Origin of the sequence: Komagataeibacter sp. FXV3, from assembly GCF_015155755.1 — a bacterium.
Taxonomy (GTDB): domain Bacteria; phylum Pseudomonadota; class Alphaproteobacteria; order Acetobacterales; family Acetobacteraceae; genus Komagataeibacter.
This window is the reverse complement of sequence record NZ_VWPI01000143.1, coordinates 1-18,184: the sequence shown is the minus strand read 5'-3', so window position 1 is coordinate 18,184 and position 18,184 is coordinate 1. Positions and strand designations below refer to the sequence as shown.

Genomic DNA, 18,184 nt, shown 5'->3' with positions numbered 1-18,184 from the left:
CTTCAGGGAACGCCGCCTTTTTGAAAAAAGGCAGCACCTGGAAATGTTTATTTTTATCAATGCTCTGTTTTGAAACAGTCTCTGACTGACCTGCATCAGGTCTTCCTGTCCGGCCCTGATATAGTAAACACCATGTCCACACCCGCTGGCTGATGCCATGACAGGGCACGCATCGGGACAGGAAATTGGGGGATAGGCGTCAATGTCGGTCGGAATGGCCCTGTTACTGGCTGTTGTGGCCATATGCGTTGTCGTTTTCCTGATTGAACGGGTCAAGCTCAATCCGTTCCTTGCACTGCTGATTGCATCCATGCTGCTGGGGTTTGCCGCCGGCATGCCCGCTTCACGGGTCGTGGCGTCGTTTGAAGGCGGGGCGGGGCAGGTGCTGGGGCAGATTGCCTCGGTCATTGCGCTGGGCACCATGCTGGGCAAGATGCTGGAGGTCTCGGGCGGCGCTGACCGCATCGCCATGACGGTGGTGGCGCTTGCGGGGCCGCGGCGGCTGGACTGGGCCATGATGGTGATCGGCCTGCTGGTCGGGTTGTCGGTGTTCTTTACCGTGGGCTTCGTCATCCTTGTGCCGCTGGCCTTTTCCATCGCGCGCCAGACCGGGCGGCCCATTCTGCATGTGGCGCTGCCGGTGACCGCCGCCCTGTCGGTCGTGCAGGGCTACATGCCGCCCCACCCCGGCACCATGTTCGCCCTTGCGGCCTATCATGCCGATATCGGGCGTGTAATCTGGATGGGGGCCGTGGTCAGCGTACCGGTCGCGATCATTTCGGGGCCGCTTTATACCCGCTTCATCGTGCCACGCCTGCCTGCGGATACCGGGGCCGGCGCGGCACACGCCCATGGGCATGATGCGCCCCGCACACATGCGGACCTGCCAGGATTTGGCATTACGCTGTTCACCATTCTCGCTCCCATCGTGCTGATGCTGGCGGGATCAGCCGCCCGGTTCATGGGACCGGTCACGGGGGGCTGGGTCGAAGCCCTGCGTTTTATGGGGGATCCCAATGTGGGGCTGGCGCTGGCGGCGCTGCTGTCGTTCTGGACGCTGGGGCTGCGGCGGGGACTGGCGCGTGAGAAAATCCTGGCCTGTTCCAACGAGTGTCTTGGTCCGCTGGCCAGCCTGCTGCTGATGATTGGCGCGGGGGGCGGTTTTGGCGCGGAACTGATGGATAGTGGCATTTCCGATGCGATCGCCCGCGCCGCGGTGGACATGCATGTCCCGCTGCTATTCTTGGCATGGGGGCTGGCGGCAGGCATGCGTGTGGCGGTGGGATCCGCCACCGTAGCCATGAGTACCACGGCCGGAATCGTGGCCCCGATCATGGTGCATGGGGCAGGTGCCTCGCCCGAACTGCTGGTGCTGGCGACGGGGGCGGGGGCGGTCATGTTCGGGCCGATGAATGATTCGGGCTTCTGGCAGGTGCGTGATGCGCTGGGTCTTACGGTACCGCAGACATTGCGCACATGGTCGGTGATCGAGACCCTGATTGGCGTGGCGGGGCTGGGGATGTGCCTGCTTCTGGGATGGTGCGGTTTGTAAGGTGCGGCGGAACGCACGGCATGCAGCATTATAAAGACAGAGCCACCCGTTTGATCGACCGGGTGGCTTTATTATGTATATAGGTTTCTATGTTTTAGTCGTGTTTCATAAATAGCTTAATGTCCAGTCCTATGCCTTTTCTTGATATTGTAACTTTTGGATATAAATAGGGATTTGTTGTTATATAGTCATCAAAATCAACAACATAATATTCATCGGCCATATGGAATACAAAACCGTCCTTTGTATTGAATATGGTCCTTTCCTCCTGATCGTATAAAAAATCGTGTAAAATGTCCGCTGTATCCGGGATAACTTTTCCATCTTTGCTTATGGATATCTCATCAATAGCGATATTTTCTATATAAAACGTATCTTTATAATTCCCGAAGAGGGAATTGAGATTGTTGATTATCCCCATGACAGGTGCTCCTCATATGTTGCAGTTGGAATACAACAAAAAGCCTGCTTGTAATTACAAATTATTTCAAATAAGACATATTCTGTAAGTATTTATAATACCAATGGTCGGACAGCCTGATACCGGACACGATAAAGGTGTCCGGGCTGGTTGGATGGTTATGACTATGGAAAGGGTGCCGAATGGCATGGCGGTTTCATCCGTGCCGGGATGTCGGCCAGATGAGACAGTCGGAATCGATCGGGGATTCGCATGTCCTCGAATCCGTTTCCGGTCGCGATCCGGGGCGCCGCAAAATGGATGGCCTTGCCCACGCGCTGCCCCATGGAACAGGGGAACGGCTTGCGAATTCGGGTAAGTTTTGAAATCTTGAAAAATCAGGGGGAAGGTGGTGCCGACACTCGGAATTGAACCGAGGGCCTACTGATTACGAATCAGTTGCTCTACCCCTGAGCTATGTCGGCAGACCTGTGGCGTCTGATAAACGATGGTCTGGCATGATGCAATATCTCAAATGCGGCATTCCCCATTTTAATTTGGTCTATATGCTGTGTTCGGTATGAACACGTCCTCTTCCTCCCCGCATCTACGCTGTGATGATGTCGAACCCGGTCCCGTCCGTCATGTGCGTGTCATTGGCGGATTGTCGGAATGTCCCGGCTGTGGCCTGTACCAGCGCCTGCCGGACCTGAATCCGGGGCAGCAGGCATCATGCGTGCGCTGCGGGCAGAAACTGGCGCGCCGGCGGCGCACCGCCCCACTGGCAACACCGCTTGCGTTCTGCATAAGCTCGGCTGCGTTCTATCTGGCGGCCCTGGCGTCATCGCTCATGACGCTGGATGTGTATGGCAGGCAGCGCACGGTGGACCTGCTGACCGGGCCGATGGAACTCATGCATGAAGGGTGGGGGGAAGCGGGCGTGCTGGTGGGCGCGGTCACGATCCTGGCCCCGGCCATTGCGATCGGGTTCATGTTCGCCATCCTGTATGCCGCGTCATGCCGGCAATTGCCGGACTGGGCGCCGCGTGTCCTGGTCTGGTATGACAAGCTGCGGCCATGGTCGATGGTCGAGGTCTATATCCTTGGCATTTTCGTTGCCTATACCAAGCTGACCGACATGGCCCATGTCGATGTGGGACCGGCCGTGTACCTGATCGGCGCGTTGATGCTGACCATGGCGGCCACGGATTCGACGCTGGATACCGAAATGATCTGGCGGCACCGCCGCATTGATTCCCTGACCCGCGCCGAAGGGGATGAGGCGGTCGAGGTGGATTACGTGCATGTGGACGATGTGGGCATGCCGCCGGTGGACCATCTGGTGGCCTGCACGTCGTGTGGACTGGTGGGGGAACTGGCGCATCCGGTTTCCAATCTGACCTGCGTGGGGATCTGCCCGCGTTGTGAGCACAAGGTCTGGCGTCGCCTGCCACAGTCGCTGACACGCACCACCGCCTTCCTGATCGCGGCCATCGTTTTCTATATTCCTGCCAATCTGTACCCGGTCATGACCTTCATGCGCATGGGCGGCGGCGGTGGCCATACCATTGTCGAAGGCGCGATCGAATTGTGGGTGGACGGCATGATCCCGCTGTCGCTGCTGGTGTTCTTTGCCTCCATCACCGTCCCGATGCTCAAGATCGCAAGCCTTGGCTGGATGGTCTGGCAGACATGGCATGGCGCGCGGGGGCACCTTGTGGCCCGGACCCGGCTGTTCCGGGTGGTGGACATGGTGGGCCGGTGGTCCATGATCGACGTGTTCATGATTTCGATCCTTGTCGCGGTCGTGCGCTTCAACGCCATGGCCAGTGTCACCGCCAATGCGGGCATGGTGGCCTTTGCCGCCGTCGTGGTGCTGACCCTGCTGGGGGCATGGAGCTTTGACCCCCGCATCATGTGGGATGCAGCAGGCCGCAATGGCCGGGTGGTCGATGGCCTGCCCCCGTCCGTGCTGCGCGCGCAGGTAACGCGGGATTCCGGACAGACAACCCCTTCACCTTCCCTTTCCCCGGTCGGCACCGGACCGGCCAGCATGGAGCCAGATCAGGCGTGAATGACGATTTCCTTTCCAATGACCCGCGGGGGGACGTGCCGCAGGCCCGTACGCGGCGGTACCGTTTCTCCGTGGTCTGGCTTGTGCCGATTGTCGCCATCCTGATCGCGGGTTACCTGGGCTGGCGCGGCCTGACCGAACGGGGGCCGCTGATCGTCATAAGCTTTGATACGGCCGATGGCCTGACCAGTGGCCAGACGGAGGTCAAGAACAAGGCGGTGCCGCTGGGCACGGTCGATTCGATCCGGTTGAGCGATGACCTGCACCATGTCGAGGTCGCCGTGCGCATGACCTCGTCTGCTGCCCGCACGCTGACCGATCATGCCCGTTTCTGGGTCGTGCGGCCGCGTATCAATGGCGCCAGCGTCACCGGTCTGGAAACCGTCATGTCCGGCGCCTACATCGCCATGGACGCGGGGGAACCGGGTGGTCATTACACCACGCATTTCAAGGGGCTGGAATCGCCACCAGGCGTGCGTTCGGACCAGCCGGGGCATACCTATACGCTGGTCACGCAGTCCCTTGGCTCACTCGGTCAGGGCGCACCGATCTTCTTCCGCGACGTGGTGGTGGGTGAAGTGCTGGGCTACACCATGCCGCCCGAAGGCCGCGGACCGATCAAGGTGCAGATTTTCGTGCAGGCGCCCTATGACAGTTACCTGCGCACCACTACGCGCTTCTGGAACGTGTCCGGCGTGCAGGTGGGCCTTGGTCCGGGTGGGCTGAAGGTCAAGCTGCAGTCATTGCAGGCGCTGCTGTCCGGTGGGGTCGCGTTTGACCCGCCCGATGCGCGCAATGAAAAGAACACCCTGCCCAGCACCGCCGGGCCCGACACCACCTTCCTGCTGTATGACAGCGCGGAAGACGCCAATAGCGCGGGCTACCGGGAGCGCATTCCCCTTGTCACCTACCTGACCAGTTCGGTGTCCGGCCTGACGAAGGGGGGACGCCTGACCATGTTCGGCATTCAGGTCGGCATGATCGACGATGTGAAGCTGGAGGTTAATCCCGCCACCGGCAAGGCGCATGTGCGCGTGGCCATGGAACTGCAGCCCGAACGCGTGCTGGATAATCAGCAGGTGCCGCCCGATGCCATGGCCGGGCTGCTGCGTACGCAGGTGGCGGACGGACTGCGCGCGTCGGTACAGAGCACCAGCATGCTGACCGGCGAATCCGAAATCGCACTGACCTTCGTCAAGAACGCGAAGCCCGAGCAGATTACGATGGAAGGCGACGCCATGGTCCTGCCGGGACAGGCGGGTGGCATGGCGGGCATCATGGATTCGCTGTCCGTTATTGGCGACAAGATCGCAGCCATGCCGCTGACCCAGATGGGCGACAACCTGACCAGCCTGCTGGCCCATGCCGATGCGCGGATCAACAGCCCCGATACAAAGCAGGCGCTGACCGCGCTGCGCAGTTCGCTACAGAACCTGCAGGTCATATCGCGTGATGCCCGCAGCGAAATGCCGCAACTGCTGACCGGTATGGACAAGACGCTGAAAAACGCGAACTCGGTCCTGTCCAGCTATGGTGGCGATACCGATTTCCAGCGCAACCTGCAGCAGATGATGCAGCAGCTTAACGACGCCGCGCGCTCGCTGCGCTTCCTGTCGGACTTCCTGACCCACCATCCCTCGGCATTGATTACGGGACGATAAGATCATGCGACGCCCTTTCTTCACACATTCCGCGCGGCGGATCATGGCCGCAACGGCTGCCATGGCGGGCACGCTCCTGCTGGCCGGGTGCGGGTCGTCCGACCCGACGCTGTATTCACTGGCCCCGGTGGCCAGCACGCAGCCTGCCGTCGCCGGGTCGCAGGTTCCCGCCGTGATCGAAGTCCGCACGCCCGGTGTCCCGTCCTCGCTGGACCGGCAGACCATTGTGGGCGTGCAGGATGATTACAGTGTCACGCCGCTGACGGGTGCTGCGTGGAGCGAGCCACTGGCGCTGATGCTGGGCCACGTGCTGTCCACCGACCTGCAGCAGCGCCTGCCGGGCCGGACTGTCTTTGCCCAGAATGATGCGACCACCGTACCGGCGGAGGGCGCGGTCGAGGTCGAGATCACCCGTTTCGCGCGCGATTCCGCGGGGCTGGTGCATCTTGCGGGCAGCCTGTCCGTGCACAGGGTAGGGGATGCGGATCACGGACTGTCCGTGCCGCTTGACCTGAGTGCGTCCCCCACCGGCACCGGCACGCGCGCCATGGTGGCGGCGCTGAGCCAGCTTACGGGACAGGTGGCGGACATGGCAGCCGAACGGTTGCAGGCGTTGCCTGCGGCCCACCACTCCTGAACAGAGGATAAAAGTTTTTGAGTGCCGCCTTTTTGAAAAAAAGGCGGCATTCTGCGAAGCTTTTTGAAAAAAGCTTCACCAAAAACTTTTGATTATCTGCAGTCTGTCACAGGCAATAAAAAAGGCGCCCGGAGGCGCCTTTGTCGTCAGGTAGGGAAGGGTCAGACCTTCTCCACCTGATTGTATTCCAGATCCACCGGCGTAGACCGGCCGAAGATGGAAACGCTGACCTTCAGGCGGCCACGTTCCTCATCCACTTCCTCGATCGTGCCGTTGAAGGAGGTGAAGGGACCATCAGCCACGCGGATCTGCTCACCGATCTCGAAGGTGACGGACGGACGGACGCGTTCCACGCCTTCCTGCGCCTGCTTCATGATCCGTTCGGCCTCGACCTTGGGAATGGGCGAGGGACGGGTCTTGCTGCCAAGGAAGCCGGTGACCTTGGGCGTGTCCTTGACCAGGTGCCATGCCTCATCGGTCAGTTCCATGTTGACCAGCACGTAACCGGGGAAGAACTTGCGTTCCGAATTGACCTTCTGGCCCCGGCGCACTTCCGTCACTTCTTCCGATGGAACAAGGATTTCACCGAAATGATCGGCCAGGCCCTTCTGGGCGGCCTGTTCCGTGATGTGCTGGGCTATCTTCTTTTCGAAGCCCGAATAGACGTGGATCACATACCACCGCTTGGCCATGGCTGAACTCAGCCTCCCAGTCCGAAGAGTTTCCGTACGGCAAGGCCGATCACCTCGTCGACGAGGAAAAAGAAAACCGATGCAAGACCGGCCATGGCCAGGACCGCACCCGTTGTCATCAGGGTGGCGCGTCGTGTGGGCCACGTGACCTTTCTGGCCTCGGCACGGACGTCTTCAACAAATTTCGCGGGACTGACCGACACGAAATACCCTTCCTGCAACGCCACGGCGCACCAACCGGACTGCTCCAGCCAGTGCGGGGCCTAAGAACCGGTGCGGGCCATTGTGGCCCGACCCATCGGGTGCCAGGCCGGAAGGGTAATGCCCGACCGGAAAATGGCAGGGGTGGAGGGTCTCGAACCCGCAACCTCCGGTTTTGGAGACCGGCGCTCTAGCCAATTGAGCTACACCCCTGCAAAGCCGCCTGCATCAACCCGAAACATCATGGCGTGGCGATTGCCGCGCCGTTTCGGGCCATCCATGCGAACCCGGCACAGGAAGCGGAAAAAAGTATGACTCGCGTCGAAAGTCAAGGGGGTGGAGCATAAAAATGAAAGTTTTGCCTGTTTGCCCCGCGCCATGGGTTTATGGGCTTGCCACGCGCATGGCGGAAACGGTATAGGTTCTGCCAACCTTATGAGCGGGCGTAGCATAGTGGTAATGCAGTAGCCTTCCAAGCTTCTGAGGAGGGTTCGATTCCCTTCGCCCGCTCCATACTCCCCTTGAAATAAACAGATATATCGCCAGACAGGAATGTCGGATTCGTTGCCGTCGGGCTGCGCTGTCGGCAGGGGGGGTAACCTTACATGACAATGACCGGTTCTTCCGCGATTCACCCGCGTATCGTGCTGGGCACGTGCTGTCTCAGCCTGCTGCTGGTCATGATGGACGTGACGGTTGTCAACGTCGTGCTGCCTTCCATCCGCGCGGAAATGCATGGCAGTTTTTCCACCCTGCAATGGGTGGTGGATGCCTATACCCTGATGGTCGCCAGCCTCATGCTGCTGGTGGGGTCGCTGGCGGACCGGTTCGGGCGGCGACGGATGTTCCTGCTGGGGATCGGGCTGTTCTGTGGCGGGTCCGCCCTGTGCGGGATGGCGCGCAGTGTCGAAATGCTGGTCATGGCCCGCGCGGTGCAAGGCATTGGCGGGTCCATGCTTAATCCCGTCGCGCTGTCGATCCTGACCAATGTGTATGTGGAACCCCGCGCCCGCGCGCAGGCGATCGGCATCTGGGGCGCGACATCAGGCGTGGCCCTTGCGCTGGGGCCGGTGGTGGGCGGCATTCTGGTGCACTGGGTGGGATGGCAGGCGGTTTTCTGGGTCAATGTGCCCATTGGCCTGATCGCGATCGTGCTGACACTGCGTTTCGTACCCGAATCCCGTGGCGGGCGCGGGCGCAGCATTGATGCGCCGGGACAGCTTCTGGCCATCGTGGCGCTGGCCATGGTCACGTCCGGGTTGATCGAGGCCCATAATTACGGCTGGTCCTCCCCCACCATTTCCGGATTCCTCGGTTTCGGCGGGCTGTCGGTCCTGGGGTTCATCATCGTTGAACGGCGGACGGCCTCACCCCTGATCGACCTGCGGTTTTTCCGGGCATGGCCTTTTTCCGGCGCGATCGTGACGGCAGTGCTGGCCTTTGCCATTTTCAGTGCGTTCCTGTTCCTCAATACCCTCTACCTGCAGGATGTGCGTGGCCTGCCCGCGCTGCAGGCCGGTCTGTGCACGTTGCCCTTCGCCTTTGGCAGCATGACATGTGCGCCGCTGTCGGGGCGGCTGACGGGCCGGTACGGCGCGCGGCTGCCGTTGCTGATCTCGGCAGTCGGATTCGGGATCAGCGCGCTGCTGCTGACCGGGCTGGACGCGCATACGCCGCTCTGGCTGCTGCTGGTGTCCTACAGCCTGTGCGGGTGCGGGTTCGGGATGTGCAATGCGCCCATTACCAATTCCGCCATTGCGGGCATGCCGCGCACGCAGGCGGGAGTGGCGGCGGCCATTGCATCCACCAGCCGGCAGGTGGGGGCGCTGCTGGGCATTGCGCTGGGCGGTGCGCTGAGTGCGGGTAGCGTGCGGGCCGGTGGCGTGCAGTGGGAAGCCTTCCCCCAGGCCACGCATGTCGTCTGGTGGTGCATGGCCATTGCCGCCGCCGGGATCGCCGGTCTGGGGCTGGTTTCAACCGGAATCCGGGCGAAGGAAAGCGCGCGGCAGGTTGCGGCGCTGCTCGATTCAAACTGATGCATCATTGATATGCGTTTTATGCATATCAATGCCTAATGATCCCGCCACCGGAACCGTGCCAGGGCGCAACAAAATCGCGGGTTTCCTGTTTCCGAAATGGTGTCCTGCATGTATGATCCCGCCAACCTGTAGCGGGGGCGTTCACGTGCGCGGGAAAACGGGCGGTTCAGTGGTGTCGGTCGATGCCGGCAGGCTGCCTGATCTGTTGCGTGCGCTTACGCTGCGTGCTAGAGCCGCGCCAGCAGCGCACGGGGCCAAGGTTTCCGGGTAGGCGGCTTGTGTTTGAATCAAGATTCTGGATTGGAAAAGCGGACAGTGGATTCGGGTGGAACGACCTCAATACCGATCGCCTCCATTGCCAATGGCCTTCCCGGTCGTTATGCGACGGCGCTCTATGAACTTGCGGCTGACCGCAAGCAGCTTGACCCTGTTCTGGAGCAGGCATCCAGCCTTGCCGGACTGATTGACGGCAATGCCGACCTGCGCACCGCGCTGACGGATCGCACGCTTGATATCCGTGATAGCCGGAAGGCGGTCGATGCCGTGCTGGAGGCTGAAGGCTTCAGCCCCCTTATGCGTGATTTTGTTGGCGTGGTGGCGAATAACCGCCGCTTTCCGCGCCTGCGTGAAATTCTTGCCGCGCTGGCGGCTATCGCTGCGGCCCGGCGCGGGGAAGTGGTGGCGGATGTCGTGTCCGCCCATCCCCTGACCGATCTGCAGCGTGTCCAGCTTCGCAGCCGCCTTGCCGAGGCCGGCTATTCCAAAGTCAATATCCAGGAGCGTGTTGACGCGGCCCTGCTGGGCGGTCTGGTCGTGCGCATTGGCGCCCGCCTGTATGATACCAGCCTCAGATCCCGCCTTACCCGCCTGCACCATGCCATGAAGGGAGCCGCGTGATGGAAATCCGCCCCTCCGAGATTTCGGATATCCTCAAGCAGCAGATCGCTACGTTCGACAAGGCCGTTGACGTTGCCGAGACAGGTACCATCCTGTCGGTGGGTGACGGCATTGCCCGTGTCTACGGCCTGCAGAATGTTGAAGCCGGCGAAATGCTGGACTTCCCCGCCAGCGGCCAGCAGGGCATGGCCCTGAACCTTGAGAATGACAACGTCGGTGTTGTCATTTTCGGTGATGACACCGCAATGCGCGAAGGCGACACCGTCGCCCGCACCGGCAAGGTGGTTGAAGTCCCGACCGGCAAGGCCCTGCTGGGCCGCGTGGTCGATGGCCTTGGCAACCCGATCGACGGCAAGGGACCGCTGGTTGGTGAAGTCATCAGCAAGCGTGCGGAAATCAAGGCCCCCGGCATCATGCCGCGCCAGTCCGTCAGCGAGCCGATGCAGACCGGCATCAAGGCCATTGACGCGCTTGTGCCCATCGGGCGTGGCCAGCGTGAACTGATCATCGGCGACCGCCAGACCGGCAAGACCGCCATCCTGATCGACACCATCGTCAACCAGAAGAGCGTCAACGCCCTGGGTGACGAAAAGAAGTCGCTTTACTGCATCTATGTCGCCATCGGGCAGAAGCGTTCGACGGTTGCGCAGCTGGTGCGCACGCTGGAGGAAACCGGCGCGATGGAATATTCCATCGTCGTGGCCGCCACCGCGTCCGACCCGGCCCCGATGCAGTATCTTGCACCGTATGCCGCGTGCTCCATGGGTGAATACTTCCGCGATAACGGCATGCATGCCCTGATCGTGTATGATGACCTGTCCAAGCAGGCCGTCGCATACCGTCAGATGTCGCTGCTGCTGCGTCGTCCGCCGGGACGTGAAGCGTATCCGGGTGACGTGTTCTACCTGCATTCACGCCTGCTGGAGCGCGCGGCGAAGATGTCCGACAAGTATGGCGCAGGTTCCCTGACCGCCCTGCCGGTGATCGAGACGCAGTCTGGCGACGTGTCCGCCTACATCCCGACCAACGTGATTTCCATCACCGATGGTCAGGTCTTCCTTGAAACTGACCTGTTCTACCGTGGCATCCGCCCCGCCGTGAACGTCGGTGGTTCCGTGTCCCGTGTTGGTTCGGCGGCGCAGATCAAGGCGATGAAGCAGGTGGCCGGCAAGATCAAGCTGGAACTGGCGCAGTATCGTGAAATGGCGGCGTTCTCGCAGTTCGCATCCGATCTGGATCCGGCCACGCAGAAGCAGCTGGCCCGTGGCGCGCGTCTGGTCGAGCTGCTGAAGCAGCCCGAAACGTCGCCCCTGTCGGTTGAAGAGCAGGTTGTCGTCCTGTTTGCCGGCACACGTGGCTATATCGATGCCGTGCCGGTCGATCAGGTGACGACTTACGAAAAGCGCCTGCTGGACGATGTCCGCACGTCGGGCAAGGACATTCTGGAATCGATCCGTACCCAGCGTCAGCTGACGAAGGATATCGAAAGCCGTCTGAATGATTTCCTGACGACGTTCGGCCGTCAGTTCGCCAACTGAGGAAGATCGGGCAACCATGGCTTCCCTGAAGGAACTGCGCGCACGGATCGGCAGCGTCAAATCGACGCGAAAGATCACCAGCGCGATGAAGATGGTGGCGGCGGCAAAGCTGCGTCGGGCGGAAGCCCGCGCGGCGGCCGCACGGCCCTATGCTGATGCAATGCGCCGCATGCTGGCCGAAGTGGGTCGCAGCGTGGCGGGCGAAGGCGGGCAGCCTGCGCTGCTGACCGGAACAGGTCAGGACAAGGTGCATCTGCTTGTCCCCATGTCCAGCGACCGTGGTCTGGCCGGTGCATTCAATTCCAACATCAACCGTACGACCCGTAACCTGGTGCTCAGGCTCCAGGCGGAAGGCAAGACGGTCAAGATCCTGCCGGTCGGGCGCAAGACGTATGATTTCCTGTCACGAGATTTCGCTGACCTCATCATCGGTCACCGTCATCTGTCCGGCAGCAAGGAAATCCCCTTTTCGTCCGCGACGGAACTGGGTGAACAGATTACGTCCCTGCTGGAAAAGGGTGAATTCGACGTCTGCACGCTGGTTTACAACCAGTTCCGCAACGTCATGACCCAGACGCCGACGGAAATGCAGCTTGTACCGCTGGCGCTGCCGGAAAACGACAACGCGGAAAATTCCGACGTCGCCAGCTATGAGTTCGAGCCGGACGAAGGCACGATGCTGTCCAGCCTGCTGCCCCGCAACCTGCAGGTCCAGCTGTACGCGACCATGCTGGAAACTGCGGCGGGTGAAAACGGCGCGCGGATGACCGCGATGGATAACGCGACCCGGAACGCTGGCAAGGCCATCGACCGTCTGACCCTGACCTACAACCGTACGCGTCAGACCAATATTACCAATGAACTGATCGAGATCATCTCGGGCGCCCAGGCTGTCTGAGGATCGATCTTCACGCTCACAGGAGCTGTCCCATGTCGGAAACCACAACTCAAGAGGCTCCTGTCTCCACGCAGGCGCAGAAAAGCAATGTCGTTGGTCGCGTGACGCAGGTCCGCGGCGCCGTTGTTGACGTTCAGTTCGAGGGTACGCTGCCGCATATCCTCGAAGCACTGCACGTTCAGCTGAACGGCCAGACCTTGGTGCTGGAAGTGGCGCAGGAAATCGGCGAACACGAAGTCCGCTGCATTGCCATGGATACCACTGACGGCCTGAGCCGCGGCGCGGAAGTGTCCGCCACCGGCAGCCAGATCACCGTGCCGGTCGGACCGGGCACGCTGGGTCGTATCCTGAACGTGATCGGCGAACCGATCGATGACCGTGGCCCGGTGCAGTGCAAGGGTCGCGCGCCGATCCACCGCGCCGCCCCGGCATTTGACGAGCAGGCCGCCGCAACCGAAATCCTGCCCACGGGCATCAAGGTGGTTGACCTGCTGTGCCCGTACCTCAAGGGCGGTAAGGTCGGTCTGTTCGGTGGTGCCGGCGTGGGCAAGACCGTCATCATTCAGGAACTGATCAACAACATCGCCAAGGCGCATGGCGGCGTGTCGGTCTTTGCCGGTGTCGGTGAACGTACCCGTGAAGGTAACGACCTGTATTACGAAATGCAGGATGCGGGCGTCATCAAGCTTGATGGTGATTCGACCGAAGGGTCCAAGGTGGCGCTGGTCTATGGCCAGATGAACGAGCCGCCGGGTGCGCGTGCCCGTGTTGCCCTGTCCGGTGTGACGGTTGCGGAATACTTCCGTGATGTCGAAGGCCAGGACGTGCTGTTCTTCGTCGATAACATCTTCCGTTTCACGCAGGCTGGCGCTGAAGTGTCCGCGCTGCTGGGCCGTATTCCCTCCGCCGTGGGCTACCAGCCGACACTGGCGACGGAAATGGGTGCGCTGCAGGAACGCATCACCTCGACCAAGAAGGGTTCGATCACTTCGGTGCAGGCCGTTTACGTCCCTGCCGATGACCTGACCGATCCGGCACCTGCCGCGACCTTCGCCCATCTTGACGCGACCACGGTGCTGAACCGTTCCATCGCGGAAATGGGCATCTATCCGGCTGTTGACCCGCTGGATTCCACGTCCCGCTCGCTCGATCCGAAGATCGTTGGTGACGAGCACTATCAGGTAGCGCGTGACGTGCAGCGTATCCTGCAGACCTACAAGTCCCTGCAGGACATCATCGCCATCCTGGGCATGGATGAACTGTCGGAAGACGACAAGCTGATCGTGGCACGTGCACGTCGTATCCAGCGCTTCCTGTCCCAGCCGTTCCACGTGGCCGAAGTGTTCACGGGTGCGCCGGGCAAGCTGGTGTCGCTGGAAGATACGGTGCGTTCGTTCAAGGCGATCGTGGCTGGTGAATATGACCACCTGCCCGAAGGCGCTTTCTACATGGTCGGTGCGATCGAGGAAGCGGTGGCCAAGGCCGAGAAAATGAAGGAATCGGCCTGAACCCCGACCCACTGACGCAAGGAAGATAGACCATGTCCATTAAGGTCAAGATTGTCAGTCCGGAGAAGGTGCTGTTCGCGCATGACGCCGATATGGTCGTCATGCCGGGGTCGGAAGGTGACATCGCGGCAATGCCGGAACACGCACCGCTTATGCTGACACTGCGCGGTGGTGTGGTTGATGTGTATGAAGGTGATGTCGTGATGCATCGCTTCTTCGTGGCGGGTGGGTTTGCCGATATCGCGCCGACCCACTGCACCATCCTTGCCGACCGGGCGCTCAAGGTGGAAGACCTGTCGGTTGATGATGCGGAAGCACGTCTGGCCGCGCTGGAAAAATCCTATGAGGAAGCGGACAAGATGAACGTGCCTGCGCTTGATATCCTCATGGACAAGATCCAGTCGGCCCGTGCCGAGATCGAAGCCGGACAGTCCGCCGTTCCGGCCATGTCCATCTAATGGTCTATTCCGCCCCGTAACCGGGGCGGGATCATGACGGACCTGCGAAAAAGCGCCCCATGCAGGGGCGCTTTTTTTATGCCTGTCTTTCAGGGGGATTTGAAAACGATCCCTTGATAAAAATACAGACATGCCCGGATATCGTCTTTTTTAACGGCGACGTTTTTCAGATCCCTGTAAAAAATGGCACCAAAAGCCCCCGGTATCTTCGGGCTGTTTCATATGAAGCTCTGTGAAATAGCTACCTACAAAACAGTCTGGGAGACTGTTTGAAAAGTCAGCCCAGAAAACAGCCAGCAATCATAAAAAGCTTTTGAAAATGCCGCCTTTTTGAAAAAAGGTGGCATCCAGCAACTTTTATTTCTGTAACAATATTATTTTTTAACAGGCTGTTAGCCGCGACCGCGATAGCCGGGTACGTCCTGTGCCGGGATCCACACCCCTTCGGGTGGTGCGCCGGTCTGCCAGAACACATCAATCGGCATGCCGCCACGCGGATACCAGTACGCCCCGATCCGCAGCCATACAGGCTTCAGCAGGTCCACCAGTGTCGTCGCAATCTGTACCGAGCACTTTTCATGGAAGGCGCCATGGTTGCGGAAGCTGGTCAGGAACAGCTTGAGCGATTTGCTTTCCACAATCCATTCATCGGGAATGTAGTCGATGACGATATGCGCGAAATCCGGCTGTCCTGTAACCGGGCAGAGCGATGTGAATTCCGGCGCGGTAAAGCGCACGACATAGTTCCGCCCGCGTTCTGGCGCGGGCACACGCTCCAGCCGGGCTTCTTCAGGGCTGTTGGGCTGGCGGGTATTCTGGCCCAGCTGGGTCAGGAACTGGCTGCCATCATCGGTGGTGGGGCGGGTGTTCATCTGGGGTCCGTCAGGAATGAAAAAAGGGATATGTGGCTGATGCCGGAAGGGATGGGGCACCGTCAACGGAAATGCAGGGGGGCGTCATGCGGTTTTCCCCGCTTTCGCAACAGGGCACAGGCATGATAACTGCACCGCATGGCACGTGTATCCCGACCCGAATTTTCCGCCCCTGTGCTGGTGACCACCACAGCGGAGCTTGAGGCTGTAACCGCGCGACTGCGGCATGAGCCATTTGTGACGATCGACACCGAATTCGTGCGCGAGCGGACTTACTGGCCCGAGCTGTGTCTGGTGCAGCTGGCCGGGGAAAAAGACGTGGTGGTGATCGATACGACCGCCCCGGGCATCGACCTGTCTCCCCTCGGGGCATTGCTGGATGATGCCAGCGTGGTCAAGGTGTTCCATGCCGCGCGGCAGGATCTGGAAATCTTCCTGCATCTGTTTGACCGCCTGCCGGCCGCCCTGTTTGATACGCAGGTCGCGGCCATGGTGGCGGGATATGGTGATCAGGTGGGGTATGACAACCTCGTCTCCTCCCTGCTGGGGGTGCAGATTGACAAGTCACACCGTTTTTCCGACTGGGCGGCGCGTCCGCTTTCCCCGGCCCAGATCGGGTATGCGGCGGCGGATGTCACCTATTTGCGGCTGGTTTATGAAAAGCTGCTGGTCCAGCTGGAACGTGAAGGGCGTCTGGACTGGGTCGCGGCAGAACTGGATATCCTGAACAATCCCACCACATTCCGTCCTGACCCGCTGACATTGTGGGAAAAGATGCGCCCGCGCACCAACAACCGGCGGATGCTGGGCATATTGCGTGCCGTCGCTGCGTGGCGCGAGGGGGAGGCCCAGCGCGTCAACGTGCCACGCCAGAGGCTGCTCAAGGATGAAAGCCTGATGGAAATCGCGGCGACAGTGCCCGGTACGGTCGATGCGCTGGCCCGGGTGCGTGGTGTTTCACGTGGTTTTGCCGAAGGACGCAGCGGTCAGGCCCTGCTGGAAACCGTGGCGCAGGCGGCCATGGAACCGGAAGCGGACCTGCCGCGCTTACCCAAAGGGCGGGCAAAGGATGCGCAGCGTCCTTCACCGGCCCTGATCGCGCTGCTCAAGGTGCTGCTGGCCACCTGTTGTGAGACGCATCGTGTCGCACCCAAGCTGGTGGCCTCGTCCGAGGACCTGGACCGTTTCGCGCTGGATGACGCGGCGGATATTCCAGCCTTTCATGGCTGGCGGAACGAGGTATTTGGCAAGCTGGCGCGTGAACTCAAGGCAGGTCATCTGACCATGAGGGTTGAAGGTGGGAAGATCAGGCTGATCCACGCCTGACCTGATTTGGTACCCCCAGTCGTGTTTTACCGGGGTTGCAAACAGGTTATGCGCAGAACTGTCCACAAGATTCTGTATTATGGCAGTTGAGCCGGGCACAGTATAAGCCTAATTTCCCACCATTCCGCGTAAGGAGTGCAGAACGATGGCGATGGAATGGACCGAGGAGACGATCGCGCGCCTGCGTGATCTGTGGCAGCAGGGCTTATCGACCGCAGAAATCGGCCGTCAGCTATCTGTTACCAAGAACGCGGTGGTTGGCAAGGCGCACCGTCTGGGCCTCAAGCCGCGTCCATCGCCCATCCGGCGTGCGGCAAAGGCGGCCCCTGCACCAGCCGCCACGACAGCGGAAGCCACGGCGGCCCCACCCGCTGTCGAAAATACGCCAGCCGCCCCAAAACCCGAAGTGACGGCAACTCCGGTTACATCCGCCGCCCCAGCATCGGAAAAGGCTCCCGCCAAGGCGCAGGCGGTCCCGACGCCCGCACCGCAGCCCAAGCCCGCGGGGGCAACCCCGGTGGCAGAGGATGCGGCCCCCGCACCTCGTGCCACCCGCGCACAGCCCCGTGCCGCGGCGAAAGCCGCCCTGCGTCCGGTCAGTGAGCCGCGTCGGCGCAGCAGTCAGTCCTGCTGCTGGCCGCTGGGTGACCCGGGTACGCCGGGCTTCCATTTCTGTGGGGCCACCCCGTTGCCGGGCAAGCCGTACTGCGCGGAACATGCGCAGCTTGCCTATGTCAAACTGCGTGATCGTCGCGATAACGTGGCCTGAGCCGTTTTCCCTCAGAAATTTCTAAAGACGTCATGAAAGTTTCTGGGTGTCGCCTTTTTTCAAAAAGGCGGGGTTCCCTGAAGCTTTCTGGGAAAAGCTTCATCACTGTTTCAAATGGCGTCTTGGGAATTGCATTAAAAAACGCCAGGGCATGACTGCCACTGGCGTTTTTTTGTATCCGCCCGACAGGATGCGGGCGGATCGGACCACTTATTCCGCAGCCGGGCGCGGCGGCGCGGCGGGGGCAGCAGGTGCCGCAGGGGCGGCCGGCGCGCCGGGGGTGGTGATCATTTCAAGCTGGCCAGTGACCTGACCACCATCTTCCACCTTCAGGCGACGGCACTTTGCCTTGCCCAGCAGGCGACCGGTCGAACGGATGGTCAGGCTGCCACGCACCGTCAGCGTGCCATCGATCGTTCCCGCCAGTTCAGCGTCCTCAACCTCAACTTCGCCCTTGAACACGCCGCCCTGCGCGATCTGGAGTTCGGATGCGTTGATCAGGGAAGATTCAACCGTTCCTTCCACAACCAGGCGCTCGGCGTCCTGGATGGTCCCCTGCACGCTGATGCCACGACCCACGACCAGGGTGCGACGGTCATTTTCCTTTTTGGCGGCCGTAGCCCCCGGTGCACCGGGACGTGCCCCGCCAGGTGCGGGAGGGG

17 protein-coding genes and 3 tRNA genes are annotated in these 18,184 nt (G+C 61.0%); 13 read left to right on the top strand and 7 right to left on the bottom strand.

The window, feature by feature from the left end; translation table 11 throughout:
- Window positions 1–202 precede the first annotated feature (202 nt).
- Window positions 203–1,552 (top strand): gluconate:H+ symporter, encoded by a 1,350-nt coding sequence (locus F1542_RS13410; RefSeq protein ID WP_193733469.1) that lies wholly within the window; start codon window positions 203–205, stop codon window positions 1,550–1,552.
- 94 nt (window positions 1,553–1,646) lie between these two features.
- On the opposite strand, the gene F1542_RS13405 is transcribed toward F1542_RS13410, so the two are convergent.
- Window positions 1,647–1,973 (bottom strand): hypothetical protein, encoded by a 327-nt coding sequence (locus F1542_RS13405; RefSeq protein ID WP_193733468.1) that lies wholly within the window; start codon window positions 1,971–1,973, stop codon window positions 1,647–1,649.
- A gap of 389 nt (window positions 1,974–2,362) precedes the next feature.
- A tRNA-Thr gene (locus F1542_RS13400) sits at window positions 2,363–2,437 on the bottom strand.
- Between the two features lie 95 nt (window positions 2,438–2,532).
- Here F1542_RS13400 and F1542_RS13395 point away from each other — a divergent pair.
- Genes F1542_RS13395 through F1542_RS13385 form a run of 3 tightly spaced genes read left to right on the top strand, consistent with a single transcriptional unit; the run spans window position 2,533 to window position 6,324 of the window.
- Window positions 2,533–4,026 (top strand): paraquat-inducible protein A, encoded by a 1,494-nt coding sequence (locus tag F1542_RS13395; RefSeq protein WP_193733467.1) that lies wholly within the window; start codon window positions 2,533–2,535, stop codon window positions 4,024–4,026.
- Entirely contained in the window at window positions 4,023–5,687 is a 1,665-nt protein-coding gene (locus tag F1542_RS13390; RefSeq protein WP_193733466.1) for an MlaD family protein, read from the top strand. Before F1542_RS13395 ends, F1542_RS13390 begins: the two co-directional genes overlap by 4 nt.
- 4 nt (window positions 5,688–5,691) lie before the next feature.
- The gene (locus tag F1542_RS13385; RefSeq protein ID WP_193733465.1) at window positions 5,692–6,324 is read left to right on the top strand and encodes a membrane integrity-associated transporter subunit PqiC; all 633 of its coding nucleotides are present in this window, start codon (window positions 5,692–5,694) and stop codon (window positions 6,322–6,324) included.
- Window positions 6,325–6,485: 161 nt separating this feature from the next.
- Here F1542_RS13385 and nusG read toward each other — a convergent pair whose 3' ends face one another.
- The 3 genes from nusG to F1542_RS13370 form a co-directional block, all read right to left on the bottom strand.
- Entirely contained in the window at window positions 6,486–7,016 is a 531-nt protein-coding gene (gene nusG / locus F1542_RS13380) for a transcription termination/antitermination protein NusG (RefSeq protein WP_010508943.1), read from the bottom strand.
- A gap of 8 nt (window positions 7,017–7,024) precedes the next feature.
- Window positions 7,025–7,219 carry a preprotein translocase subunit SecE gene (secE, locus tag F1542_RS13375; protein ID WP_007397644.1) on the bottom strand — a complete coding sequence of 65 codons (195 nt, stop codon included), beginning with the start codon at window positions 7,217–7,219 and terminating at the stop codon, window positions 7,025–7,027.
- Between the two features lie 134 nt (window positions 7,220–7,353).
- Window positions 7,354–7,430: transfer RNA gene (locus F1542_RS13370), tRNA-Trp, on the bottom strand.
- Between the two features lie 226 nt (window positions 7,431–7,656).
- Here F1542_RS13370 and F1542_RS13365 point away from each other — a divergent pair.
- The 7 genes from F1542_RS13365 (at window position 7,657) to atpC (ending at window position 14,555) form a co-directional block, all read left to right on the top strand.
- Window positions 7,657–7,730 (top strand) — tRNA-Gly (locus F1542_RS13365).
- A 98-nt stretch (window positions 7,731–7,828) separates the two neighbouring features.
- Window positions 7,829–9,253 (top strand): MFS transporter, encoded by a 1,425-nt coding sequence (locus F1542_RS13360; protein ID WP_193733483.1) that lies wholly within the window; start codon window positions 7,829–7,831, stop codon window positions 9,251–9,253.
- A 303-nt stretch (window positions 9,254–9,556) separates the two neighbouring features.
- Entirely contained in the window at window positions 9,557–10,153 is a 597-nt protein-coding gene (gene atpH, locus F1542_RS13355) for an ATP synthase F1 subunit delta (protein WP_029329624.1), read from the top strand.
- A complete protein-coding gene (atpA, locus tag F1542_RS13350) occupies window positions 10,153–11,691 on the top strand; it encodes a F0F1 ATP synthase subunit alpha (protein WP_193733464.1) in 1,539 nt (512 codons plus the stop codon). Before atpH ends, atpA begins: the two co-directional genes overlap by 1 nt.
- A gap of 16 nt (window positions 11,692–11,707) precedes the next feature.
- Entirely contained in the window at window positions 11,708–12,589 is an 882-nt protein-coding gene (locus F1542_RS13345; RefSeq protein WP_193733463.1) for a F0F1 ATP synthase subunit gamma, read from the top strand.
- Between the two features lie 32 nt (window positions 12,590–12,621).
- Window positions 12,622–14,097, top strand: coding sequence for a F0F1 ATP synthase subunit beta (gene atpD / locus F1542_RS13340; RefSeq protein WP_141261241.1), 1,476 nt, complete (start codon window positions 12,622–12,624; stop codon window positions 14,095–14,097).
- A gap of 32 nt (window positions 14,098–14,129) precedes the next feature.
- Window positions 14,130–14,555 carry an ATP synthase F1 subunit epsilon gene (atpC, locus tag F1542_RS13335; protein WP_193733462.1) on the top strand — a complete coding sequence of 142 codons (426 nt, stop codon included), beginning with the start codon at window positions 14,130–14,132 and terminating at the stop codon, window positions 14,553–14,555.
- 392 nt (window positions 14,556–14,947) lie between these two features.
- Here the strand turns inward: atpC and queF are convergent, their stop codons facing one another.
- Window positions 14,948–15,427 (bottom strand): preQ(1) synthase, encoded by a 480-nt coding sequence (gene queF / locus F1542_RS13330; protein ID WP_193733461.1) that lies wholly within the window; start codon window positions 15,425–15,427, stop codon window positions 14,948–14,950.
- A gap of 138 nt (window positions 15,428–15,565) precedes the next feature.
- Here queF and rnd point away from each other — a divergent pair, with 138 nt between their 5' ends.
- Together rnd and F1542_RS13320 are read left to right on the top strand one after the other, a co-directional pair.
- Complete coding sequence (gene rnd / locus F1542_RS13325; RefSeq protein WP_193733460.1) at window positions 15,566–16,753, top strand: ribonuclease D; 1,188 nt, start codon at window positions 15,566–15,568, stop codon at window positions 16,751–16,753.
- A 145-nt stretch (window positions 16,754–16,898) separates the two neighbouring features.
- On the top strand, window positions 16,899–17,522 hold the full coding sequence (locus tag F1542_RS13320) for a GcrA family cell cycle regulator (protein WP_193733459.1): 624 nt from the start codon (window positions 16,899–16,901) through the stop codon (window positions 17,520–17,522).
- A 210-nt stretch (window positions 17,523–17,732) separates the two neighbouring features.
- Here F1542_RS13320 and F1542_RS13315 read toward each other — a convergent pair.
- Window positions 17,733–18,184, bottom strand: a 452-nt coding sequence (locus tag F1542_RS13315) for a polymer-forming cytoskeletal protein (protein WP_227672740.1), incomplete at its 5' end; no start/stop codon positions are given.